The organism is Paenibacillus sp. D9 (assembly GCF_001188365.1).
Taxonomy (GTDB): Bacteria; Bacillota; Bacilli; order Paenibacillales; family Paenibacillaceae; genus Paenibacillus_O; species Paenibacillus_O humicus.
Window position 1 is genome coordinate 2,605,668 of the sequence record NZ_JZEJ01000001.1, and the last position, 24,542, is coordinate 2,630,209.

At 60.5% G+C, this 24,542-nt stretch carries 21 protein-coding genes; all 21 read right to left on the minus strand.

What is annotated here, in order from left to right; genetic code table 11:
• Nucleotides 1-2: 2 nt before the first annotated feature.
• Nucleotides 3-554: a DUF1273 domain-containing protein gene (locus VE23_RS11940; protein ID WP_048746779.1), complete on the minus strand. Its 552-nt coding sequence runs from the start codon at nt 552-554 to the stop codon at nt 3-5.
• Between the two features lie 16 nt (nt 555-570).
• Nucleotides 571-1,878 (minus strand): DNA recombination protein RmuC, encoded by a 1,308-nt coding sequence (locus tag VE23_RS11945; protein ID WP_049868051.1) that lies wholly within the window; start codon nt 1,876-1,878, stop codon nt 571-573.
• A gap of 17 nt (nt 1,879-1,895) precedes the next feature.
• Complete coding sequence (locus VE23_RS11950; protein WP_049868053.1) at nt 1,896-3,029, minus strand: N-acetylmuramoyl-L-alanine amidase; 1,134 nt, start codon at nt 3,027-3,029, stop codon at nt 1,896-1,898.
• Between the two features lie 28 nt (nt 3,030-3,057).
• Nucleotides 3,058-3,345, minus strand: coding sequence for a HesB/YadR/YfhF family protein (locus VE23_RS11955; protein ID WP_048746760.1), 288 nt, complete (start codon nt 3,343-3,345; stop codon nt 3,058-3,060).
• 388 nt (nt 3,346-3,733) lie between these two features.
• Nucleotides 3,734-4,747, minus strand: coding sequence for a C40 family peptidase (locus VE23_RS11960; RefSeq protein WP_049868054.1), 1,014 nt, complete (start codon nt 4,745-4,747; stop codon nt 3,734-3,736).
• Complete coding sequence (locus tag VE23_RS11965; RefSeq protein ID WP_049868056.1) at nt 4,744-5,850, minus strand: mandelate racemase/muconate lactonizing enzyme family protein; 1,107 nt, start codon at nt 5,848-5,850, stop codon at nt 4,744-4,746. The genes VE23_RS11960 and VE23_RS11965 overlap by 4 nt, the downstream gene beginning before the upstream one ends.
• A gap of 35 nt (nt 5,851-5,885) precedes the next feature.
• Nucleotides 5,886-6,869 (minus strand): S66 peptidase family protein, encoded by a 984-nt coding sequence (locus VE23_RS11970; RefSeq protein ID WP_232313060.1) that lies wholly within the window; start codon nt 6,867-6,869, stop codon nt 5,886-5,888.
• Entirely contained in the window at nt 6,866-8,479 is a 1,614-nt protein-coding gene (locus tag VE23_RS11975; protein WP_048746780.1) for a peptide ABC transporter substrate-binding protein, read from the minus strand. The genes VE23_RS11970 and VE23_RS11975 overlap by 4 nt, the downstream gene beginning before the upstream one ends.
• Before the next feature lie 230 nt (nt 8,480-8,709).
• A complete protein-coding gene (locus VE23_RS11980) occupies nt 8,710-9,726 on the minus strand; it encodes an ABC transporter ATP-binding protein (protein ID WP_049869710.1) in 1,017 nt (338 codons plus the stop codon).
• 224 nt (nt 9,727-9,950) lie between these two features.
• Entirely contained in the window at nt 9,951-10,871 is a 921-nt protein-coding gene (locus VE23_RS11985; protein WP_048746768.1) for an ABC transporter permease, read from the minus strand.
• Between the two features lie 2 nt (nt 10,872-10,873).
• Entirely contained in the window at nt 10,874-11,806 is a 933-nt protein-coding gene (locus VE23_RS11990; RefSeq protein ID WP_049868058.1) for an ABC transporter permease, read from the minus strand.
• Nucleotides 11,807-11,843: 37 nt separating this feature from the next.
• Nucleotides 11,844-12,668 (minus strand): M55 family metallopeptidase, encoded by an 825-nt coding sequence (locus VE23_RS11995; RefSeq protein WP_049868060.1) that lies wholly within the window; start codon nt 12,666-12,668, stop codon nt 11,844-11,846.
• 195 nt (nt 12,669-12,863) lie between these two features.
• Nucleotides 12,864-13,184, minus strand: a complete 321-nt coding sequence (locus VE23_RS12000; RefSeq protein WP_021881040.1) for a DUF3870 domain-containing protein — start codon at nt 13,182-13,184, stop codon at nt 12,864-12,866.
• A gap of 278 nt (nt 13,185-13,462) precedes the next feature.
• Nucleotides 13,463-14,635, minus strand: a complete 1,173-nt coding sequence (locus VE23_RS12005) for a serine hydrolase domain-containing protein (protein WP_049868062.1) — start codon at nt 14,633-14,635, stop codon at nt 13,463-13,465.
• Nucleotides 14,636-14,793: 158 nt separating this feature from the next.
• The gene (locus tag VE23_RS12010; protein ID WP_232313062.1) at nt 14,794-15,969 is read right to left on the minus strand and encodes a bifunctional diguanylate cyclase/phosphohydrolase; all 1,176 of its coding nucleotides are present in this window, start codon (nt 15,967-15,969) and stop codon (nt 14,794-14,796) included.
• Between the two features lie 910 nt (nt 15,970-16,879).
• Entirely contained in the window at nt 16,880-17,467 is a 588-nt protein-coding gene (locus tag VE23_RS12015; RefSeq protein ID WP_049868064.1) for a DUF5317 domain-containing protein, read from the minus strand.
• 319 nt (nt 17,468-17,786) lie between these two features.
• Nucleotides 17,787-18,662, minus strand: a complete 876-nt coding sequence (locus tag VE23_RS12020; RefSeq protein ID WP_021881044.1) for a carbohydrate ABC transporter permease — start codon at nt 18,660-18,662, stop codon at nt 17,787-17,789.
• A gap of 19 nt (nt 18,663-18,681) precedes the next feature.
• Entirely contained in the window at nt 18,682-19,557 is an 876-nt protein-coding gene (locus tag VE23_RS12025) for a carbohydrate ABC transporter permease (RefSeq protein WP_048746771.1), read from the minus strand.
• A 64-nt stretch (nt 19,558-19,621) separates the two neighbouring features.
• Nucleotides 19,622-20,950, minus strand: coding sequence for an extracellular solute-binding protein (locus tag VE23_RS12030; protein WP_048746773.1), 1,329 nt, complete (start codon nt 20,948-20,950; stop codon nt 19,622-19,624).
• Between the two features lie 91 nt (nt 20,951-21,041).
• Nucleotides 21,042-22,571 (minus strand): response regulator transcription factor, encoded by a 1,530-nt coding sequence (locus VE23_RS12035; RefSeq protein WP_049868066.1) that lies wholly within the window; start codon nt 22,569-22,571, stop codon nt 21,042-21,044.
• Nucleotides 22,568-24,355 (minus strand): cache domain-containing sensor histidine kinase, encoded by a 1,788-nt coding sequence (locus tag VE23_RS12040; RefSeq protein ID WP_048747206.1) that lies wholly within the window; start codon nt 24,353-24,355, stop codon nt 22,568-22,570. Before VE23_RS12040 ends, VE23_RS12035 begins: the two co-directional genes overlap by 4 nt.
• Nucleotides 24,356-24,542 lie beyond the last annotated feature (187 nt).

A 24,542-nucleotide genomic window follows, 5' to 3' on the forward strand; every position in this document is an offset into this window, starting at 1 on the left:
GGTCAATCCGCCAGCCGTTCTTCCTCCGCGATGCTCTGGATGCTCTCCGCCGTAATCGTGAACAGGGGATAGTCCTCGTCCTGCTGCTTCCGCAGCGCCCGTTCCTTGAAATACTTCGGACTGCCTTCCCCCATCTCCTCGTCGTAGAACAGCAGCATGGCGTCGGTCTTGCGCAGCAGCAGGCTGTCGCGCGCGGTCAGCTGCCATACTCCCTCATAGGGCTGTTTGCTGACGCTGACATGATGATCGACCTGCCGCAGGATGCCTTCATAATAGGCCTTGCGGTCTTCCTTCCACTTCTCGTCGGGATTGGCGTACGCCGTCAGAATCGATATCTTGAGCTGCGGATAATCCCGCTTGAGCCCGATCGCGGCCTCGCAGGCCCACAGATCGAAGCCATAGCCCCCCGGCGAGATGATCCATTCCAGTCCGTCCTCCAATAAAGGAACGAGGCGGTTCTCCACCGCCTTGCGGATGAACGGAATCGCTTCGTGCTTTTGCGAGAAAATGTTCAGCTCATGCGCCCGGTACCCGGTCACGAGCAGATTGGCGATGCTCACGGCAGCCTCCTCATTCCGATGCGGCCTCCAGCAGCAGGTCCGGCGCCTCTCCGGCCGGCAGCTCCTGCACCTTGCGCAGCCTGCGCTCGATCGCCCGGGAACGGACCGCCGCCGCGTCGATGGAGTTGCTCGCCTCCTGCAGCTTCTTTTGCGTCTTGTCGAGCAGATCTCCGAACTTGCCGAACTCCGTCTTCACGGCGCCGAGCACCTGCCATACCTCGCTCGAGCGCTGCTGGATCGCCAGCGTCTGGAAGCCCATCTGGAGGCTGTTCAGCAGCGCGGTCAGCGTCGTCGGGCCTGCGATGACGACCCGGAACTCGCGCTGAACCTGCTCCCACAGGCCGGGGCGGCGGAGCACCTCTGCGAAGAGCCCCTCCACCGGCAGGAACATGATGCCGAAGTCGGTCGTATTCGGCGGATCGATATACTTGTCGCGGATCGATTTGGCCTCCTGCTTGATGCGCGCGTCCAGCTGCTTGGAGCATTCCGCCGCGGCGAGATGGTCGTCCGCGTCCAGGGCGTCCAGCAGACGCTGATAATCCTCGATCGGGAACTTGGAGTCGATCGGCAGATGGATGATCTGATTGGAATTGTGCTTGTCGGGAATGCGGACGGCGAACTCCACCCGCTCGCTGCTGCCGCGCCGCGTGGCGGCGTTGCGGTCGTACTGCTCCACCGTCAGCGTCTGCTCCAGCAGGTTGCCGAGCTGGATCTCGCCGAGCGTGCCTCTCGTCTTGACGTTGGTCAGCACCTTGCGCAGATCGCCGACGCCGTTCGCCAGGCTCTTCATCTCGCCGAGTCCCTGATGCACGAGCTCCAGCCGGTCGCTGACGAGCTTGAACGATTCGCCCAGCCGCTGCTCCAGCGTCGCATGCAGCTTCTCGTCGACAGTGGCGCGCATCTGCTCCAGCTTGCGGTTGTTGTCCTCCTGCAGATGCCGGAGCTTCTCCTCCACCGTGCCGCGCATCATTTCCAGCTTCGTTTCGTTCACTCGCGTCAGCTCCGCGAGCCGCTCGGAGAAGCTGTCCAGCAGATGCTTCTGCTGCAGCGCCATGTCGTTCATGTTGCCCATGAGCGTGCGGTTCATGGCGTTCATGGAAGCCGCCAGCTCCTCGCGGTTCTGGCGCGCGGCGGCTGCAGCCTCCTGCCGGCCTTGCGCCGCATGCTCAGCCGTGTAGCTGCGGACGTCGTCCCGGATCCGGTCGAGCTCCCGCAGCAGCGACGGGTCTGTCCCGGAGCGGCTCCTTGGGCGTGTGAGATAGAGCAGCGCGACGGCAGCCAGAATGACGGCCTGCAATCCCAGGATGGCATAATTCATGGGCGTTTATCCTTCTCTCAGGTTGATTTGCGGGCGAAATAGGCTTCGAAGCCTTGCGCGATCGCGGCAGCGGCTTCCTTTTGGTACTTCTCCGTCCGTACCTCCGCCTCGTCCTTGGCGTTGCTGAGGAATCCAAGCTCCAGCAGCACCGACGGCAGGCTGTTCTCCCGCAGCACATGATAGTCTCCGAACGAAATGCCGTTCGTGCCGAGGCTCAGCCCCTCAAGCGGGCCTTCGACCGCTCTCGCAAGCGGCACATCCTTGTTCTTGGAATAATAGAACACCAGCGTGCCGGAAGCCTTGGTAGGGGAAGAATTGTAATGAATGCTGACAAAAGCGTCCGCCGACGCCTGCTCCGCGATCCGGACCCGGTCCGGGAGCGACGGCTTCTCGCTGTCTTTCGTACGGGTGAGAATGACGCTCGCTCCCCTCGCCCGCAGCTCGTCGGCGAGCAGCTTGGATGTGCTGAGCGTAAGGTCTTTCTCCTCGGTCTTATGCGTCGTGCCGATCATGCCGGGATCGTTGCCGCCATGGCCGGGATCGATGACGATCAGCTTTCCCTTGAGGCTGCCGATTCCGCTGCCGACGGCGGGGCCGCTGCCTCCGCCCGTGCTCACCAGAGTTCCGCTTGAACTGCTTATGTATTGGCTGCTGACCCAGCCGGCCAGCCCGCCCGGCGTCTTGACGCTGCTCCATTGCCCGGACGTTTTGAGCACGGTCACCCGGTCGCCGGTCGTAACGCTCCCGACGACCGAATAACCGGTGCCGGGGCCGCTGCGCACCCGCACTCCGCTTCCCGTGATGACACTCGACTTCTGGCCGGCAGCGCCGGACAGGGACACGCTCGATGCCGAACCCGACGTTCCGACGGAAGCCGACTTGACCAGGTAGTGGCCCGCTGCCCATCCGGTGAGACCCTGTCCGCTCACCTTCATCCAGCCGAATTGTTCGTCCGTAACCTGAACCGTCGCTCCTTGGGTCAAATATCCTTTGACGGCTGCTTTCTGATCCGGTTCCTTGAGGACAGGCAGCGATTTGGTCGCAACCTTGTACGATACCGCTGCCGCTGCAACCGCGGCCGAGGGCGGTCCGACAGGCATGCCAGCCGCCAACACCAAGGCGGCCATCAGGACAACCAGCCATCTTCTCATTCCATGCGCTCCCTTCCGGCAGTACGATTTAGTAGACATCCATGAAAGCCTCATCCTGCGCGGAGTCATAGCGCAGATGTAGCTCCTTCCCGTCGAGATACCAGAGCTGGTCCTCTTCCATGAAAAAAACGAGCCCTTCCTCCTCCTGACGCAAGCCGGGCCGGCGCGATTCGTCCTTCATGATTCCGAGCGACAGCCCCGGCTGCACGCTGCCGCAGCCTCCCAGGCGCACGAAGACGCGCAGCTGGTCGCCTTCGTGAAGATTCAGCTCTTGCTTATACCAGCGGGCCGCTTCCGGATCGACCGTCAGCTTCATATGGGCGGCTCCCCTTTCCTTCCACTCTATCATTAAGTGTTTGCTAGATTTGCCATTAGTATAACAAAGGGAGCCCAATCGGGCCACCGGATGAAAAGTTTCTAACCCGGAGGAAATAAAATCCAGCGGCCGGAAAACCGTTTCTCTTCCCCGCAGGTCTAATAAATAGGGGATGAAATGAAGATGACGCAGCTAGAAGCAGCGCCGAATTGAATGTCGAAGATTACCCCGGCTACGCCAAAATGCCGATCGAAGTGGAGCTGATGCCGATAGAAAAGTAAAATCAATGCCTCCAGCGGCAGTCCAAGAGCGCCAGCCGCAGCAATGAATTCCGCAGATGAAAAAAGCCCGGCCGCCGCCGAAAGGCAGCAAGCCGGACCCGCAAGTCCTATTGGTTCCAGTAACGCCGCGAAGCGCAATGCTCGCGGTACAGCTCATAGTTCTCGTCGAACTTGACGAGCTCCACGCAGCGCCCCGTCCGGGGCGAATGGATCATCCGCCCGCCGCCGGCGTAGATGCCGACATGGTGGACTCTCCCTTTGCCTTCCTCATAAGCGAAGAACAGCAGATCGCCCGGAGTCAGGTCCTCCCGGTCGACAGCCTGCCCTTCCAGCGCCTGGTCGGAGGCGTCTCTCGGGATGGCGATGCCGGCCGCCCGGTGCATGCTGAACGCCAGGCCCGAACAGTCGTAGCCGAGCGACGACATGCCGCCCCACAGGTAGGGAAGGCCGAGAAAGCGGCGCGCCTGCTCCACGACGAAGCGGCCGGCATGATCGCCGCGGCCGCCGGCCGATGGACGGCTGATCGCCGCAACATCGGCATCGCCGCGCTGGAGCCAGCCCTTGCCGCCTTCCGGCAGCAGCACCGTCAAGCCTTCGGCGTCATCCTCCGCGACCGGCAGCCGCGTGAGATAGCTCAGCTCCATGAGGCGCTTCGGCGCCCCTCCTCCAGCCTCATCGGGATCGGAATCGAGCAGCCAGGCGGTGTCGGCGGTGACCACGGCGCAGCGGCCCGATGCCCGTTCCCCTTCCTGCCGGTCCTTGCCGCTTCGGCAGGCTCCGTCCGGAAACGCTCCCGGAGAAGGGAAGGCCAGCTGCGCCAGAGGCACCCAGCCGGGATAGCCGAGCGGCTCCTTGCAGCTGCTCTGCCCCGGAATGAATACACGAGCCCAGCCCTCCTTCTCCTCGGCCACGAGCACGCGCTCGCCATAGAGCAGCTGCGTCTGCACCCGATTGTTGTCGCATAGGTCCAGGCGGTCGTCCACCGACATTGAAGACAGCCAGCCGCGCAGGTCGGCCGGATTTGCCAGCGCCGGAGCATCCAGCTCCCGCGGCGAGTCCGGTCTCGTCCATACCGTCGCGACAGGAACCGCCGCACGCGCTTCCCTCAAGGCCGCGCTCATGATACCGCCGCTCCCGGACTGGCGGCGACGCGCACGTCGCGGATGCCGAGTCCCGGCGCATCCGGGAACGTCATGACGCGGCCGTCGTAACGGACACCTCCGTCGACGATGTCGCTCCTCAGCAGCAGAGGAGCGTCGAAATCAAATCGGGTGATGTTCTTTTTGCTCGCCGCCAGATGGGCCGCCGCCGTTACCGCCACCCGCGATTCGATCATGCTGCCGACCATGCATTCCACGCCGTACTGCTCCGCCATGCCGTTGATAAGCTGGGCTTTGTAGATGCCGCCGGACTTCATCAGCTTGATGTTGATGAGATCGGCCGCCCGCATCTGGAGCACGCGCAGCGCCTCCGCCGGCGAAAAGACGGCCTCGTCCGCCATGATCGGAGTCTGGACCGCGTCGGTGACCGCCTTCAGCCCCTCGATGTCATGGGCCTTAACCGGCTGCTCCACCAGCTCGATGTCGAGCCCGAGATCCTCCATGCGGCGGATCGCCCGGACCGCATCCTTCACCTGCCAGCCCTGGTTGGCGTCGAGGCGGATCTTCACCCCGCCGCCGACGCGGCTGCGGATTTCGCGGATGCGCTCGATATCCTCCTGCACGTCGTCCTTGCCGACCTTGATCTTGAGCACGTTGAAGCCTTCCCGGACGCAGCTGGCCGCATCCTCGCCCATCTCCTTGGGCGAGTTCACGCTGACCGTGAAGTCCGTCTCCAGGCGGTCCTTGTAGCCGCCGAGAAATTGGTACAGCGGCAAGCCGCAATGCTGGGCTACCAAGTCGTAGATCGCCATGTCCACGGCGGCCTTCGCGCTGCTGCTGCCGACCATCGCTCCGTGCACGCTCTGCAGCAGGCGCTCGTAGCCGAGCAGGCTCTGCCCGACGAGCAGCGGAGCGAACGTAAGCCGGATCGCCGACTCGATGCTCTCGAGGCTGTCGCCGGTAATGACGATCGTGGACGGCGCCTCTCCCCAGCCGACGCGGCCGTCGCGGTCCCGGATCCGGACCAGGATGGATTCCTGGTCATGCACGGTGCGGAGCGCGGTTTTGAACGGCTTGTGGAGAGGGGTCGACTGCCTCATCACCTGTATGCTTTCAATGTTCATGCTGTTGTCCTCCTCATGCGGCTGGCCGGGATGCTCTAAGCCGGCTCTGCGCCGTCCGAGAATCCGGATTCGTTGAAAACAAGGCTTCGGCCGCTCGTGTTCAGTACAGCTTCCACCCCAAGCGGAACGGCGATATTCGGCGAGCAGTGTCCGATCCGGAAGCCCGCCATGGCCGGCTTGCCTGCCGGCACGATGTATTCCGCCAGAACTTCGTCCAGACTCAGAGACTCCTTGCGCTTTGAAGGCTCGCAGTTATGGAAGTCGCCGACGACGATGCCGGCGGCATCGTCCAGCTTGCCGGCCTGCTTCAGCTGGCACAGCATCCGGTCGACGCGGTAAGGCTCCTCGTCGATGTCCTCGATCAGCAGCAGCCTGCCCCTCGTATCGATCTCGTACGGCGTTCCCAGCGTGCTGACGAGGAGCGACAGATTGCCGCCGGCAAGCGGGCCGCTCGCTTCGCCCGGAACCAGCACCCGCAGGGGAGCGATCTCTTCCGTATAGTGAACACTATGCGGAGCTAGAAGGCGGTTATACCCTTCCAGCGTCAGCGGATGGGGACGGGCATGGCCGGCTCCGTCCTCTCCTTCCGGAAGCTCCTTCAAGTCGATCATCATCGGCCCGTGGAAGGTGACCAGGCCGCTGAGCCGCCCGATCGCCGAATGAAGAAACGTAATGTCGCTGTAGCCCCAGAAAATCTTGGGATTGCGACGGATCATGCCGTAGTCGAGCCGGTCCGCGATGCGTGCCGTGCCGTATCCGCCGCGCGCGCAGATGATGGCGGCGATGTCCGGATCCGCGAACAGCCCGTTCAGCTCCTCGGCGCGCTCTTCATCGCTTCCGGCCAGGTAACCGCGGCGCAGCGAGAGCGTCCGGCCGAGCTTCACGTTCAGGCCGAGGCGCCGCAGGTAACCTGCGGCAGCCTCCGCCTGCTCCCGGTCGCCCGGACTTGCCGGAGCCGGAATCCCGACCGTGTCGCCGGGCTGCAGCTTGCGCGGGCGGATCAGGCCCGGACGGCTCACTTCAGCTCCGCCCATTTGAAGTCGATGAAGCCGAATGGATGGCGCACGACGCCGGACAGCTTGTCGCTCTCCAGATTGACCGTGTTGTAGAAGTACAGCGGCAAAATCGGAGCCTCGTCGATCAGGATCGCTTCGGCCTCATGCATCATCTCATAGCGCTTCTTCTCGTCGCTCTGCTGGTAAGCGCCCTTGATCAGCTCGTCGTACTTGGCGTTTTTCCAGCCTGTGCGGCTGAACGGATTGTCCGACTGGAAACCGTCCAGGAAGTTGATCGGATCCGCGAAGTCAGGCAGGAAGGAGGAACGGGACAGCTGCAGCTGCAGCTTCTTCTGCTCGGCGACCATCACCTTGCTTTCCTTGCTCTCCAGCTTGACGTCGACGCCGAGATTGTCCTTGAACATCGCCTGCATCGCTTGGGCGACCTTTTGGTTGATGTCGTTCGTGCTGTAGGTCAGCGTGACGTCCGGAAGCTTGGAGTAGCCGGCTTCCTGCATGCCTTTGGCGAGCAGCGCCTTGGCATCGGCCGCGTCGAACTTCAGTAGATCTCCGCCCTTCTCGCGGAAGTCGCCTCCGGCCGCATCCTCGAGCCCCGGGGATACGAAGGCGACGGCCGGCTTGTGCTTCTGGCGAAGCACGAGATCGACAAGCTGCTGGCGGTCGACCGCTTCGGCGAACGCCTTGCGGATGTTCATGTTGTTGAACGGCTCCATCGTGACGTTGAAGCGGTAGAACGCCGTGCCCGCCGCCTCTTCGACCTTGACCTTGTTCTCTTCGAACAGCTTGTCGGCCATATCGGACGGAATGCTGCCGGTCGTGTCGAGCTCGCCGGACTGGAAGAGCTGGTAGGCGGTATTCGTATCGTTGACCATTTTATAGGTGACGCCGCCCAGCTTCACGCTGGATGCATCCCAGTAGTCCTTGTTCTTGACCATCTTCAGCTCGTCGTCATGCTTCCATTCCGTAATCGTGAACGGTCCGTTGCCGACGATCGTCGCCGCTTCGCCCGCCCACTTCGCATTCTTCTCGACAACGGCCTGGTTGACCGGGAAAAAGGCCGGGCTTGCCGTCATCTGGATCAGCCAGGCCGCCGGATGGGCGAGCGTGACCTCAAGCGTCTTGTCGTCCGTCGCCTTGATGCCGACGGCGTCGGCGGAGCCTTGGCCGGAATTGTACGCCTCCGCGCCTGCGATCGGATAAGCGAGGAAGGCCGCATCGGACGCCGTGTCGGGGTTCAGCAGCCGCTTCCAGGCATATTCGAAGTCGGACGCCTTCACGGGATCGCCGTTGGACCATTTGATGCCGTCGCGCAGGGTGAAGGTGTACTTCAGGCCGTCGTCGGACATCTTCCATTCCTTCGCCATCGCCGCTTCAGGCTTCTGATCCTTGCCCAGGCGGGTGAGCCCCTCGAAGGCGTTGTTCACCACGTCATAGGAAATCTGGTCGAAGCCGATCGGCGGATCGAGGGAGGTCGGCTCCTTGCTGTTGTTGTAGCGGAGAATCTTGCCGGAGGCTTCTCCGGTGCCGCCTCCATCGTTGCCGTCTCCGCAGCCGGCCAGTATCGTTCCGGCCAGCAGCACGCAGCTGATCAGCGCAGCAGACATTTTTTTCATGGACATGGTTGTGGCTCTCCCCTTTGATTCGAATGGTGGGATACAAGTCGATACTGCGTCGCTGAGGCCGCAATCGAAGTCATATCGCCGATGTCTCATCTGGTCAGACGGCCTGCCTCTAATCTGTCTGCCGCAGGCCTGGCGCTCCCCTTCTCCCCCCTTGGCCCCGAATAAAAAGGGGCTAAAATGATTCGGAACAAGCGGCTCCCGGTTGTCAGCTCGCCGAACGGCTAGCCGATTGCGGCCGACCGTCCGGCCGGAGAGGACGGCGGAGCCTGCTGCGCCCGGGGATCCTCCAGCCAGCAGGATACCGAATGGCTGCCGCCCACCTGTGTCGAGGCGGGATGATGCAGCCGGCACACTTCCATCGCATGCGGGCATCGGGCCGCGAAGGCGCAGCCCGGCGGCGGCGCGAACAGATCCGGCGGCGTGCCCGGAATCGGCTCGAGCTGGCGCGAGCGGTCCCGGTCGAGCCGGGGCATCGAGGCCAGCAGCCCTCTCGTGTACGGATGCCGGGGCCTGCGGAACAGCTCCCGCACGGAGCCCGACTCCACAATCTCGCCGGCGTACATGACGCAGACGCGGTCGGCCGTTTCGGCGACGACGCCCAGATCATGAGTGATCAGCACGATGGACACGCCGGTCTTCTGCTGCAGCATCCGGAACAGCTCCAGAATCTGGGCTTGGATCGTCACGTCGAGCGCGGTCGTCGGCTCGTCGGCGATAAGGAGCGACGGATTGCAGGAGGCGGCGATCGCGATCATGATGCGCTGCCTCATCCCGCCGCTGAACTCGCCCAGATATTGCTTCAGCCGCGTTTCCGGACTCGGAATGCCGACCAGGCCGAGCATCTCCACGGCGATTTTGCGCGCTTCCGATCTCGGCACCTTGCGGTGCAGGGCGATGCTCTCGATCAGCTGCTCTCCGACGGTGAGCGTCGGATTGAGCGCCGTCATCGCATCCTGGAAGATCATTGAAATCTCTGCGCCGCGCAGCTTCCGCAGCTCCTTTTCCTTGAGCCGCGTCAGGTCAACGCCTTTCCAGACGATGCGAGAGTCCTTGCCGAGCTTCGACGTCTGTTCCGGCAGCAGCCGCATCAGGCTGCGGGCGGTGACGCTTTTGCCGCAGCCCGACTCCCCGACGATGGCCAGCGTCTCGCCTTCGCGAAGCTGGAGATCGACTCCGCGCACCGCCTGCACCTCTCCGCCGTGGGTCCGGAAGCTGACTCGCAGATTTTCGACGGCCATCAGGGTTTTGCCGGGCGCCCTGCCCTCGGCAGCTTCCCTCGGCTCCCGGCTGGCCGGCTTTTCCGTCGCCGCCGGTTCCGGCGCTGCCGTCCGGCCGTCGTAAATTGCGGGCGGCCGCTCCGGCAGGCGGTCTTCCCTAACCGTTTCTCTTTCCTTTTCCCTGGCCGGGCCTTCAGGAGCCGCGACCGCGGATATCGACGCTTTTCGGGATCGTCTCCACATGCTCATGACCTCCTCTGCCTAGGGTTGAAGATATCCTGCAGGCCGTCGCCGACCAGATTGAACGCCAGCATCGTCATGGAGATGAAGAATGCCGGGTAGAACAGCCTCCACCAATGGCCGGAGAGGATGACGCCGAGAGCATCGCTTGCCATGACGCCCCAGCTCGCGAGCGGCGGCTGGATGCCGAGGCCGAGGAAGCTGAGGAAAGCTTCCGCGAAGATGGCCGACGGCACGGAGAAGGTGATCTGCACCATGATGACGCCCATCGCGTTGGGCAGCAGATGCTTGCGGATGATATGCCAGCCGCTGGAGCCGATCGAACGGGAAGCCAGCACGTATTCCGAAGATTTCAGCGTCAGCACCTGGCCGCGGACGACGCGGGCCATCCCGATCCACCCTGTCGCGCTGAGCGCGACGATGATCGTCAGCAGGCCTGGCCCCATGATGACCATGAGCAGAATGACGATGAGCAGGTAGGGAACGCCGTACAGCATATCTACGAAGCGCATCATCAGGTTGTCTGCGCGGCCCCCGACGTACCCGGCGATGCCGCCGTACACGATGCCGATGACGACGTCGATCAGGGTGGCCATCAGGCCGATGAACAGCGAGATGCGGGCTCCGTAGAGAATGCGGGCGAATACGTCCCGGCCCAGGTCATCCGTGCCGAACCAATGCTCGGCGGACGGGCTCATGTTGGCATCGGTGAGGACTTGCCTGGAGTAGCTCTGGTCTGTCAACATCGGGCCGAACGAAGCGAGCAGGGCGAGCAGGATGATGATGACGGCTCCGGCGAACGCGAGCTTGTTGGCCAGCAGCCGGTTCCACGATTCCTTCCAGAAGCCGAGGCGGGGCCGAACGATCGCTTCCGCATCCACGGCGGAGCGGTTCATCGGGACAAACAGGGAATCCGGTACGCTCATGCTCAGCCCTCCTTCCGGTGCAGCTTGATGCGGGGATCAATGAGGCCGTAGGCGATATCGACGAGAAACATCATGAACAGCAGCAGAGCGCTGTAGAACACGGTCGTGCCCATGATGACCGAATAATCGCGGTTGTTGATGCCGTCCACAAAATACTTGCCCATGCCGGGAATGGCGAAAATCTTCTCGATGACGAAGCTTCCCGTCAGGACGTTGGCGATCAGCGCCCCGAGCAGGGTGACGACCGGCAGCACCGCGTTGCGCAGCGCATGCTTCGTGACGATGACGAACGGATGCAGTCCTTTGGCGCGGGCCGTCTCGATATAGTCGGAGGTGAGCACCTCCACCATGTTGGCCCTGGTCATGCGGGCAATGATGGCGATGGGACCGGTAGCCAGCGCCAGCCCCGGCAGCACCGCGTGGCGCCAGGTGCCCCACATGGCGACCGGCAGCAGATGCCATTCCACGGCCACGTATTTGATCAGCAGCGTCGCCACGACAAAGTTCGGCACGGCGATGCCGAGCACGGCGAGCACCATGGCCGCCTGGTCGATCAGCCGGTTCTTGTACAGGGCGGCGACCGTTCCGAGCGCGATGCCGGCGACGATGGCGAACAGGATCGCGATCATGCCGAGCTGGAAGGAAACGGGGAAACCGCGGCTGATCATCGAATTCACGCTGTCGGGAAAATGCCCGATCGACGGACCGAGATCCAGCTTGAGCAGAGACTTCAGATAAAGCACGTATTGAACGCCGACCGGCTCGTCCAGATGGTAATAAGCCATCATGTTCTGCACGGCCGTCGGATTGCTGTTCTTGCCGTCCTTGTCGAACGGAGACCCCGGCACGGAATGCATGAGGAAAAAGGTCACCGTGACGATCAGCCACAGCGTCACCAGCATGGAGACAAGCCGCTTCAGGATGTAAGATGCCACCTTCTGTCACTCCCCTTAATCGGTCTGGCAAAACGTCTTAGCAGTAATTGGTCCTTGTCGCCAGCTCAATCATGACCAGCATGGCCCGGTAGGCTTCGAGAATGTCCTTGGCCTGGAAGGAAACGACCGGGCTGTTGCCCTCGATTCGGGTTCCCGGCATCAGGCTCGCCCATTCGGCTTGTCCGTAGTTCGCGAATTCGATCGACAGATGCGGCCGCTCCGGCGAAGCCAGCGGCTTGACGCGGGAGCGGTTGTCGAGAGCCTCCTTCGTCTTTTCCCTCAGCAGCTGTCCGGTCTTGTCCGGAGTCAGGCACAGAGCCGCCGTGCGCGAAATCGCCTTCTTGACGACTGCCGTCGTCACCCCCGGCAGCAGCGCCTCCGCTTCTACCGCCGTCTCGTCGTCGCCGGCCACGAGCAGGACGGGGACGCCGTAATAGCCGGCTACCATGGCGTTGAAGCCGAGCTCGCCGATGGCTGTATCCCCTATGTACATCTTCGTCACGCCGAAAATCATCGAATGGCTGAGAACGCCGCGGGTTGCCGCCATCGTATGGTAGCCGAGGAAGGCGGCGCCGCCGAACGAAGCGTCTAGCCCCTGCACCATGGAGTACGGCTTGACGTCTCCGGTGATGAGCTGGGCGTCGGGATGCAGCCTTTCGATCAGCAGATTGTTCATTTTGGAGTGGCTGTCGTTGACAATCACTTCGGAGCAGCCTTCGTCGAATGCCGTGCCGATGACATGATTCGCCTCGTCCGTCATGATGACCTGGCCGCGGGGATAGCTGCGCTGGCTCGAATCGACGTGCGTGCTGTCTACAAGCCCTGTTATGCCTTCCATGTCTACCGATATATAGAGCTTCATTGGCCATCCTCCCGGAATATAAGAAATGATCGGTTTTGATACAGAGTATGAAAAAAACCCAGACCAACAGCCGGGGACATGCTTGTCCCTGGATCCGTTGGCTGGGTTTTATTTACGTGCATGCCGGAATGTCCCGCCATACGGATAAATAAAGCAGCGTACGCTGACCGGAAGTAGGCGCGGAGGCCTGCTCTTCTAGTCGATGAGCGTGGATTTGAATTTTTTGGAGGCGTCCTTGAAGGCGACGATCAATGCCTTCTGTGAAGAGCCGTGGTACCTGCTCCGGATTTCCTCGGCTACCAGCTCCACGTCCAGAACGGAGTGGCCGATGAAGATCGAGCGGACGAACTCCGAAGTAAGCGGAATGGTGGAGGAGCAGCCGGCATCGATGATGATCCCGGATTCCTTCCCAACGACGAGCCCGATGAAAAAAGCGCTGTACTGCTGGGTAATCGGATTGTTCACGGATGACTGGGCATCGCCTATGAGATACAGCGTGTTCTTGTCGAAAGGCATCCGTCATTCTCCCTTGTCTGCTTCATGCGCTCGCTGGATGTTAATTATTCTAACATCGACTCGAGCGGGTTGTAAATGAGAAATCCTGCTATTGGCCCATGCCGGCCCGGCGTTGACTGCGACCACAGGCACGCGCCGACATGTTATGCCCTTCTAACGGCAACCATGTTCCCGGTCCAAGCTGCTCCTAGAGGCGTCTGCTCCTAGAGGCGGCCTAGCAGGCTCCGGGTCCATGCTGTGCCGGAAATGCGCCTTGCAGGCTCCCGGTGAAGACGCCGTTAACGCTGATTCTTCTTCCGCAGGAATATTTCGGCCATCGCGGTAGCCAGCTCGGTCTCCGCCGCCGTGAACACATGGCCTTCCTTGGCGTCGTCCAGCCCGTTCATGGCATAAATCAGGCCGATTCCGGCTTCGGGATCGAAATACATTCCGCTGCGCAGCCCGTAGGCGTCGCCGGGATGGCCGATCATCAGCCTGCCGGGCATGAGATCATGCGTCCGCTGGAGCTGCAGGCCGCCTTCCCGGTAGAAGCCTTCCTGCGGAACCCTGGACCATTGCCGGGCTTGCATCTGCTCCGCCGTCTCCTTGCGGAGAATCCGGACTCCGCTGCGCTCGCCCTTGCCGGCCAGCATCTCCAGCCAGCGGGACAGATCCGCGATTGTCGTCCGGAGGCCGCCTTGCGGGCCGAACAACGATCCGTTGGCGCCGGGAACGTAATCCCGCAGGTCCGTCGGCTCCGGCAGACAACCGCGAAATGCGTCTGCGGCCGGAACATAGTCGCCGGCATCGGCATCGTACTCATAGAGGACGGCGATTCGGTCGGGCTCCTCGAAATCCTGCAGGTTGAAGCTGGAATCCCGCATGCCGAGCGGCTCGAAGAGATGCTTGCGGCAATAGCGGTCGAAGCGCTCGCCGCTCAGCCGCTCGATAATCGTCGCCATGACAATCGCGCCAAGGTTGGAGTATTCATAACCGGACGGATCCCCCGGCGGCTTGTCCCCCCACAGCTTGGTGGGATGCCATTGTCCTCCGGGAACGATCAGTTCGGAGAGCGGAATCATGGGATCCTGACGGGAAGCGGCCGCGAAGCCGGCATACTCGTCGCGCAGTCCCGACGTATGGGTCATCAGCTGCCGCAGCGTAACCGGCTGGCCGGGAAAGGCCGGATGGCGGAGCGGAAGGCCGACAAGCTTGCCTGCGTCGTCGTCCAAGCCGCATAACCCGCGATCGGCGAGCTGAAGCAGCGCAGCGGCTGTGACCGTCTTGGAAATGGATGCGATGCGGAAGATCGTCTTGTCCGACACCGGCAAGCCTCTTTCCTTGTCCGCCAGTCCCAGACCGCCGCTCCAGACGAGCCGCCCGCGAATGAGAAACGCGCAGGCCATGCCGACGATGCGGCGGCGATCCATCGTTTCCTGCAGCCTCAAGGCTACTTTGTCAGGCTTGCTCATGCGATGCGTTCAGCCTCCTTTTGAAGTTGCGTTTGTCGTCCAGGAGACCTGTATAGCGTTTACATTCTATTAAATTATGACTTTTCGTCCCCTAAAACGTCAATAGGCTAAAGGAAAATAATAAAGGCCGTTTGCCTCATCGGCAAACGGCCAGCGAATCAAGCTCCTTCTCTTTCCTGCTGCTCGCGGAGCTGCTGGATGATCTCCTCGGGGATATCGTCCTGCTCGATCCGGTGGTTGACATAGGCGATGAACGGAACGGCGAGCTCCGGATCGAACTGCGATCCTGAGCAGGCCTGGATTTCCTCCACGGCCTCCTCGAACGTACGGGTCCGCTGGTAAGGACGCTCGGTCGTCATCGCGTCAAAGGAATCGATGATGCAAAGCAGCCTCGCCAGCTTCGGGATCTCCGTCCCCTTGAGCCCATGCGGATAACCCGTCCCGTCATAGCGTTCATGATGCAGCTCGACAAGCGGCACGAGATCCGAATAGGTTCCCGATGCGAGAAGAAACTCCTTGCCGAAGGTGACATGCTGCTTGACGAGCTCCCATTCTTCCTTGGACAGCTTCGCCCTCTTGGTCAGCACTTCCCTCGGAATCTCCAGCTTGCCGATATCGTGGATAAGCGCGCCCAGAATAAGCGTGCGCCTCTCCTCCTCGTTCAGGCCGAGCTTCTCCGCCATGTCCACCGCGTAGGAGAACACCCTCTTGGAATGCTTGAACGTGTAGACATCCTTGGAGAGGAATACACGGATCTGCTGCTCCAGCTCGTTGATTTCATGCTCGAACTTCTGCGGCAGATAGGTCTGCTCGCCGTAGATCGTCACCGTGTTCTTGCCTTTGGACTTGGAGATGTACATCGCCCGGTCGGACAAGCCGACAAGCTGCGACTTCTCGTACGTATCGGCATTCATCTCCATGACGCCGGCCGAGAACGACACGCATCCGTGCGGGAGGATTTCGACGCCTTCGAACGGAGAATTGTTCACCGTCTTGCGCAGCTGGTTGATGAACTTGCGCGCTTCGTTTTTGCCGTACGCCGGCATGATGACCGCAAATTCCTCTCCGCCGTAGCGGGCGCAGACGAATCCATAAGGCTCGCACTCCGCCTTGATGATGGAGCCGACGAAGCTGAGCAGCTTGTCTCCTTGCGGATGTCCGTAGAGATCGTTGTACTTCTTGAAGTCGTCGAGGTCCAGCATCGCGAAGGAGAAAACATTCCCATCCTCGCGGTAGGTTTTTATGAAGTCATCCAGCTTCTCTTCCAGGTAGCTGTGGTTGTACAGCCCTGTCCGCTGGTCCTTGTTGGCTTTGTCGTTGATTTCGTGGTACATGAGGAAAAGCTGTTTGAAGACGTGCGACAGCAGCGTAGCGATAATCAAGAACAGAAATAGGCCGAAAAGACTGGTATAAATAAGCAAAATAACCAGAATCATTGATAACAGCAAAATGCTGAGATAGGCAAAGAGAACTTCCTTGATAAACATTCGCAGGATTTCGACAAGTCTTCCTTTGTAGACCAAAAAATAATAGGTTCCAATCAAAAGGACGTTTATACAGAAGTAGGCCGCAAGCGAAACAATGAATGCCGGCAGGAAAGAAGTCTCAAAAGTGCCTGTCTCGCCGCCGAACCGCAAGTAGATGTAATTAGCCCCAACAATCATAAAAGTATACATAGCGAGATTAAGGAAATGTTTCCACCACTTGGTATCCTTATGATTGAAAACAATAAAAAAGGTGCTTATGGCCAAAGTCAACAGTGCCGGCTCTACTCCATATACAAATACGGTCGCCAAAAAAATAGTGGAGTCCATGGATTGACGGTGCCCTTCAGGCGGGAGTTGAAACATAAAGTAATCAAGCAAGACGACTCCTGCAGTCATGGCGTAAATCGTGATCCATCTGTCGTTAGAAATGGCAATTCCGACAGGAAGAAAGTAAGAAAGCAATAATAGACTACCCATTAAAGATAGCAGGACTACATAGAGGTATGAGGGCGTTTTAAGTATAACCGCGATAGCTTTCAACTGTTTCATCCTGGCTCTCCCTCTTAACGGGTAAATATTAAAAAGGAAACAGAACGATCATTCTGTCTCCTTTTTTAAGCTATTAGAATACTTTAAGTCCCGAAGTCAGCGCAACTCCCAGGGAAGCAATGATGGCAAGATTAAAGAGAATGACTTTAACATTGACTTTTTTCATATTCGTCACCTCCCTTCATGCTTCAAAGCCCCTTTTTCAAGATCAAGCCGCTTCTGTACGAGGCTGCTTTTCATGGGTTTTTTGGGAAGACATTTGCGATGTAATATAGAAGAAGATACCTATATTCATGATTACATCTCCAATACTGATGGCCTGCCTTCTTGGATAAGGAGGACCCAAAGGTATGATGTCTCCCAGAAACGGGAGTCTAGTTGAACTATCCAGAAGAATATGCTTGTACAGTACGTCTCCGTTCTTCAGCATTTCAATAAAATGAGGATCAAGTACGGAGGCAGCCTCCAGCGACACCGGCATTCGTCCGCCGTTCACCAGCATGACCAGAAAATTCAGAAAGACACCAATAAAAAGCAAGTTTATTCCCTTGTAAGAGCGGTTTACGTAGAGGAGAGAAAGCCCTGCAACATAAACGAGCATGTAAAAGTAGGAGTTGAAACGAGCGAAAAAGGACACATAATCTTGCAGATAGAACAAACCGAACTGGACAATAAGCAGCAGCGGAAAACCCCAGCCGCCCTTAATTCGGATATTGCCGAGAGCGATCAAGCCGCTCTTCCAGCCTGCCCGGATAAATCCGACGACAAGGCCGATAAGGATGCCATCATAGACCATAGCAGTTTCCCCTTCAGAAGATTACGGCAATCGACGACAATATCAATATTGCAGTAAAGTTCTACAATTACCAACATTTGCATTTGATCATTGCCATTATAGAATGCATAAAGACAACCCGTCAATATGAACTAAGTAGCATAACCTATCTTTTTTTGCACAGAGGTCCTATTGACTTCACATTAAAAAACCGGTTCCCAACCAAATGGAACCGGTTTTTATTGCATCCATTGACCTAATTTTATGAATAATTTATACCATTAGGCCTATTGAATATTCGTTTTTATACATAAAATTCCATATTAAGAACGATTCTTCATCAGCCTTTGACGGCACCCGCCGTCATGCCCTTCATGATCTGTTCCTGGAAGACCAGATAAGCGGCGATGGTCGGCAGCACGGCAATGGCCATCGCCCCCATCGTCAGGCTGTAATCCGTGCCGAAGCCGTCGGAGAACAGGGCGAGGCTGAGTGGCAGCGTCTTGAGCGCCTGCGAGTTGATGAACACGAGCGCGAACGCGAAGTCGTTCCAGAAGCGCAGGAAAGCCAGAATCGCCACCGTGGCGAGCGCGGGCTTGCACAGCGGCAGAATCATCCGGAAGAAGATGCCCCACCAGCCGCAGCCGTCGATGAGCGCCGCCTCCTCGATCTCGCGCGGGATGGATGCCAGATAAGCGATCGTCACGAAGATCGCGATCGGCAGCTCGAAGGCGGTGTAAGGCAGGATCAAGGAAGCGTACGTATCGAGCATCCCGACCTTGTTCATGACGATGAACAAGGGCACGAGCGTGCTGTGGATCGGAATCAGCATGCCGAGCACGAACAGCCCCGTCGCCGCCCGCGACAGCGGAAAGCGGAAGCGGGAAAGCACATAAGCGGCCATCGTGCCGAGCAGCAGCGTCAGGGCGACGGCCAGCACCGATACGACAACGGAGTTGACCATGGCGCGGCCCATATGCCCGAGCTCCCAAGCGCGGGACAGATTGGAGAGCACCCATTTCTGCGGCAGCGCATAGGGATGGGCAAAAAATTCGTCGTTGGTCTTGAGCGCGCTGATGAACAGCCAGTAGAGCGGATACAGCGTGCCCGCCGCGTAGAGCAGCAGGGCAAGCTTCACCGCGAATCGCCCGGCGGCGGAGCCGGCCCGAGGCTTTCCGACGGCCTCGGGCCGGATAGGAGCAGCAGTTGCCTTCATTAGGAGTCCTCCTCTTCCCTCATCCGTTCTTCCGGCGGGTGACCAGCAGGTTGAGCGCGATGAGCAGCAGGCTGATGACGATGATCATGGTGGAGACGGCGGAGCCGTACCCGTAGCGGTAGACGGCGAACGTGTTGTTGTACATATAAGTGGCGAGCAGCTCCGTCGACTTGGCCGGTCCGCCGCCCGTCATCACGATGACATGGTCGAACGCCTTCAGGCTGCCTGCGATGCAGAGCACCAGCGTGACGACGACCGTGCTCCATACCATCGGAAGCGTCACCGAACGCAGCTTGCGCCAGCCGGAAGCGCCGTCGATGGCGGCGGCATCGTGGATTTCCGAGGAGATGTTTTGGAGGGCGGCAATGAAGATGATCAAGTAAGGCCCGATGTTGCTCCAGTTGATCGGAATGGAGACGGCGTACATATTGACCTTGGGATCGGACAGCCACGCCCGGGTCCAGCTCTCGAGCCCCAGCAGCGAGAGCGCCTCGTTCAGCAGGCCGAACTGCGAGTTGTAGATATAGCCCCAGATCATCCCGATGACGACGGTGGAGAGCACCATCGGCATGAACAGCGCAGAGCGGATCAGCCGGTTGAACCAGCCGTTCGCGGTGAGCAGCAGCGCGCCGACGAGCGCGATGGGAATCTGCCCGGCAATGGCGGAAACGACGAGGATCAAGTTGTTTTTCAGAGCCCTCCAGAAGACGGGATCCTGCAGCATGGCCGAATAGTTGCCGAATCCGATGAACTTCGGCTGGCCCATTCCTTTCCATTGGAAGAAGCCGTAATAGACGGACCACAGAATCGGCACGATGGCGAACAGGATGAATACGATCAGTGCGGGCAGCAGCGCCGCCGCGATGAAGCCTCTGCTGCGAAGTGGGGTCGGCACGGGTTGTCAGCCTCCTTTGTGCAAAAAAGAGACCCGCTGCGGGCACGGGTCTCCGACTGTGCGGTTATGGGTTGAGCGAACGGGCTTGGGCATCCTGGAGATTCTGGGCGACCGTCTCCGGCTTGCCGCCCATCATGAGCTCCTGCAGGCCGTTGTTGATGGCCTCCGCCGCTTCGGCCGACAGGTAGGCGTCGTAGACCGGCGTGATGCCGATCGTCTTGACGAGCTCGAACGCCTTGTAATAGAGGGAGGTGACCTTCGACTGGTCGACTTCCGTCTTGTACATGATCATAGAGTTGCTTTCGGCAATCGCCTTCTGCGTCTCCGGTCCGCTCACCGCGTAAATGAAGTCGAGCGCGGCCTGCTTCTTGTCGCCCTCCGCCTTTTTGCTGAGCGCAAAGCCGGCACCGGCGCCGCCGGTAATGGTGTTCGCCTCGCCTTTGCCGCCCGGAACGGAAGGAAGCACCGTGATGTCGATCTTCTTCAGCTCGTCCTCGCTGGTCGCGGCGAGATTCGTCAGCGTCCATGCGCCGCTCACCATCATGGCTGCCTTGCCCTGCACGAAGTATTGCTCCGCCTGGGTATTGTCGATCGTATTGGCGTCCTTGGCGAAAGCGTTCGCGTCGACGAGCTGTTTGAAATAGCCCAGAGCTTCCACGAACTGCGGATCGGCAAAGGAGGCTCCATCCTGCGCGACCGCTTTCTTGAACCATTCGGTTCCCGTCACGCGGTCCGCCAGAGAACCGAGAATGGTCGACTGCGCGACCCATGGCGCCTTGTTGCCGAGCGCGATCGGCGTAATGCCGGCCTTGTTGAAGGCGGCGACGGCTGCCATCAGCTCATCCCAGGTTTTCGGAACGGCGACGTTGTTCTGCTTGAACAGATCCGCATTATAGTAGAGGAAGGACGTCGCCGACATGGCGAGCGGAGCGAGATAGGTGCTGCCGTCGATCGTCGAGCCGTCGAAGGCTCCGGGCAGGAAGTTGTCCTTCCATTCCTGCTTGCTGTCGAGCAGCTCGTTGATCGGCTGCACGAGCCCGGACTCCTGGAAGCCCTTGATGTGGCTGCCGGAGTAGGAGAGGAACACATCCGGCATCTCGTCCGCGGCGGCGACCGTGCTCAGCCGCTGGCGGTATCCGTCCGGAGGAATGGCTTGAGCGTCGAGCTCGACGTCGGGATGGCTGGCGGCGAATTCCTCGATCTTGGCTCGGACCGTCTTGGCGCGGGCGTCGTCCCCGGCGAAATTATGCCATACGGTGAGCTTGGTCTTCTTGCCGGCGTCCGCCCCTTCCCCGTTCTTGGAGGAGGCTTCATTGTTCGTGCCGCCGCTGCACGCGGTGAGCAGCGTCATGGCCGTGACGGCGGCGATTCCAAGCTTGCTTATGTTTCTCATAACCATTCCCCCTGTCATGAATTGACCTCAGTATAAGCCAGGGGGCCCCGCCTCAGCAGGGGGGATCCTTCGGGAGCAGGGGGGGCATTCTTCACCTGCCCGCCTGGCGGAATTCGGTCGGCGTGCAGCCGCTATGCGTCTTGAACAGCTTGTTGAAATGCTTGGCGTCCTCATACCCGACCTCCGCGGCGATGCGCGCGACCTTGGCAGGCGTATGCAGCAGCAGATCCCGCGCCCGCTCCATGCGCGCGGCCGTGACGAACTCCAGATAGGTGAGTCCGGCCTCCCGTTTGAACAGCTCGCTGAAATAAGTCGGATTCATGTGGACATGCCGGGCGACCTGCTGCAGCGACAGGCTGCTGCTGAGATGCTCGCGGATGTATTCGCAGGCTCGCCTGACGGCTCCGTGGCCGCCGGAAGCCAGCTCCCTGTACCGGCTCGCCAGCGTGAGCAGGCAGGTGATGAGCGTCTCGCGCGGCTGCTCCTCCAGGCCGCTGATCTCCAGGCCCTCCAGCGGAGCAGCCGGCTCCGCCCCGACGGATTCCGCGCTGCGGTCCAGCCAGCGGCAGCCGGCGATGAGCACGGAGTGGAAATAAGCGGTTGCGGAAGCCGGCGTCGCCTTCCCCTCGGAACGGATGCTCTCCAGGAGACGATCGGTCCATTGCTCCACCGCCTCCGCCCTACCGGCTTGAAGCATGCGCGCGATCTCCCTCTCCTCCTCCGGAGAGCATACGGTGCGCATGCCCTCGCGCCCGCTCACCTCGGCATTCAGGACGACGCCGCCGCTGCCGGCCAGGTAGCGGCTTGAATACGCATGCAGCGCTGTCCTTCTCGCCGCCTCCATGCCGTCCCAGCCCGGCTGGACTTCGCCGCCGGCCGCATGGAGCGGCACCCCGGCCGCCGCAGCCTTCCGGACGATGGAGCGCATCTGCGGAACGAGCTCCTGCCCATCGCGGACAGCGGCCGCAAGCAGCCAGCCCCGTTCATGCGCGGCGGCAGGGACGCCCAGAAGGCCGGCCAGCTGCTGGACCGCCTCCTCGGCGAGTCCGCGCGCAGCGGCCGGACCGGCATAGCCGAGCAGCCATAGCTGCAGGCCGCGGCTCCGGCCGACAGCGCGCAGGGCGGGATGCCAGTCGAACGTCTGCTCCAGCAGCTCCGGCTCCGGCCGCCCTCCTCCCAGAAGGCGGGAGATCTGCTGCCCGTAATAGGCTTCCGACTGCATCCGTCTGCTCTCCTCGCGCTCCAGCTTGCTGCGGCGCCGGTCTCTCGCCCGCAGCGCCGCCTGCAAAATCTCGTCCGGACCGCTCGTCTTGAGCAGATACTCGCTCACGCCCTGCCTGATGGCTTGCTGGGCATAAGTAAATTCATCATAACCGGACAGCACGATGACCTCGGTATCCGGATAAGAGGCGAGCACCTCCGAGCTCATCTCGAGGCCGCTTGCTCCCGTCATGCGGATGTCGGTGAGAATCAGCTCCGGCCTCTCCACCGGGATGCGCATCAGCGCTTCCTCCGCGGAAGCCGCTGCGGGCAGCAGGCTGAAGCCGTTCTCCGCCCAAGGAATGACCGTGCTCAAACCGGTACGGATGATGACTTCATCGTCGACTATGAGCAGCTTCATCCGCTTCCCTCCTCCTCGGCCGGCTCCGGCAGCACGAACATGACGACTGTCCCTTCTCCGACGCGGCTCTCCACCTGCAGGCCTGCGCCCGGACCATAATGGAGCAGCAGCCGGTTGTGCACGTTGCGCAGCCCGTAGCTGCCGTATTCTCCCCCGGTCGCCGTATCGAAGCCCGGCAGCAGCCGGCTCACGAGCAGGCCCCGCAGCTCCTCCAGCTTCGCCGGCTCAATGCCGACTCCGTCATCCCGGACCGTGAAGCGGATTCCCTCCTCGACGGGAGCGGCGATGACCTCGATGCCTCCGGGCTCGGGCCGCTTGAGAATGCCGTGCAGCAGGGCGTTCTCGATCAGCGGCTGCAGCAGCAGCTTCAGCATCCGGCGCTCCAGCAGCTCTTGAGGCACCTCCGTGCGGAACCAGAACCGCTCCGGATAACGGATCGACTGTACCTTGATATAGCTCTGCACATGGCTGATTTCCTGGGACACCGTACAGTATTCCTGCCCCTTGTTGAGGCTGAAGCGGAGGAAGTCGCTGAGCGAGCCGACCATTTCCGCCGTGCGGGCATCCTTGTTCATCAGCGCCATCCACTGGACGGAAGACAGAGTGTTGTAAAGGAAATGAGGGTTGATCTGGGCTTGCAGCGCCAGCATGTCCGCTTCCTTCTTCATGCTCTCGCTCCGCTTCACTTCCTCCGTCAGGTTGACGATGCGGCTGCTGAGCCGATTGTAGCTGATGACCAGCTGGCCGACCTCGTCGATTGTTGTGACCGGAATTACAGGCAGCGGCTCCTCGGGATTCGCGCCCCGCAGCTGCCTCGTCAGCGAGGAGAGCGGCCCGGTCACCTTGCGCACGATGAAGCCGACGACGACAATGACGAACAGGAGGGCGATGCATACCGAGATTGCGGTGAGCGTAAGGAAATAGCGGTTCTGGGAGCGGTACTCCTGAAAGGGGATGATGCCGGCGAGCTTCCAGTCGGCTCTGCCGAGCGAGCGGTACAGGACGGTGGAACGGGTGTCGTTCTGGCCGTAAGTGAGCACGCCGCTCTCTCCGTCCAGCCCGGTCAAGCCCGGCAAATAATCCGTAAGGGGGCGGTTCGTCTCCCAGCGCGGCGGTCCGGCCATAATCCGGCCCTGTCCGTCGAGCAGCACGACCGAGCCCGAGCCTTCCAGCTCGGACTGCCGCAGCTGGCCGGCGATGACCGACTGGTCGAGGCTGATTCGCAGCTGGCCGATGACTTTGTCGTAACGCGTCGTGCTGCGGATCGGCCGGGACATCGTCAGCACCTGCTGGCTGTCCAGGGAAGTCGTCTGCACGTAGACGGACGACCACCATTTGGCATGCGGGCCGTAATGCTCCGGGTCCTCGGCCGCAAGGCGGTCAAGGCCGGAGGAGACGACGGAGCGGATGCTCACGGGCGAGCTTCCGCCCGATCCGTCGATGGTGATGTTGCTGATATACGGCTTGGAGAAGGCCAGATCGGTCAGAAAGCTGATGATGGCGGTCTGCTTGCGCGCATCGCGCTGTCCGGCCTGCAGATCCTTCTGGACATTCTCGTTGCCGATCAGGAAGAGCGACATGTTCTCCACGTCCGCGACCATGTTGTCCAGGTAAGCCTGGAGCAGATCCAGCGTCTTCATGCCGTCGATCTTGGCTTTCTCTTCCGACAGCCCCTCGGCGATTGAGTAGGACAGCAGTCCGAGCGACATCAGCGGCACGAGCACGGCTAGAATCGTCAGGAGGGATAGCTTGTGTTTGAGTGATTTGCCGAGCCAGTTTTCCATGCTGCCGATTCCCCCAGGCGAGTTTTGGGATGTTTTCTACCATCATAGTCAAGGATTTGGACGAGCGCCAGAACATTTCGATGCCAATTTTCCTCGTATTTCCAATAAATATCGGAAAATCTGACATCGTTTTGAGCGTTTTCGTCACAATTGTTATGATAGCGCATACATTTTTGATCAGGCAAGC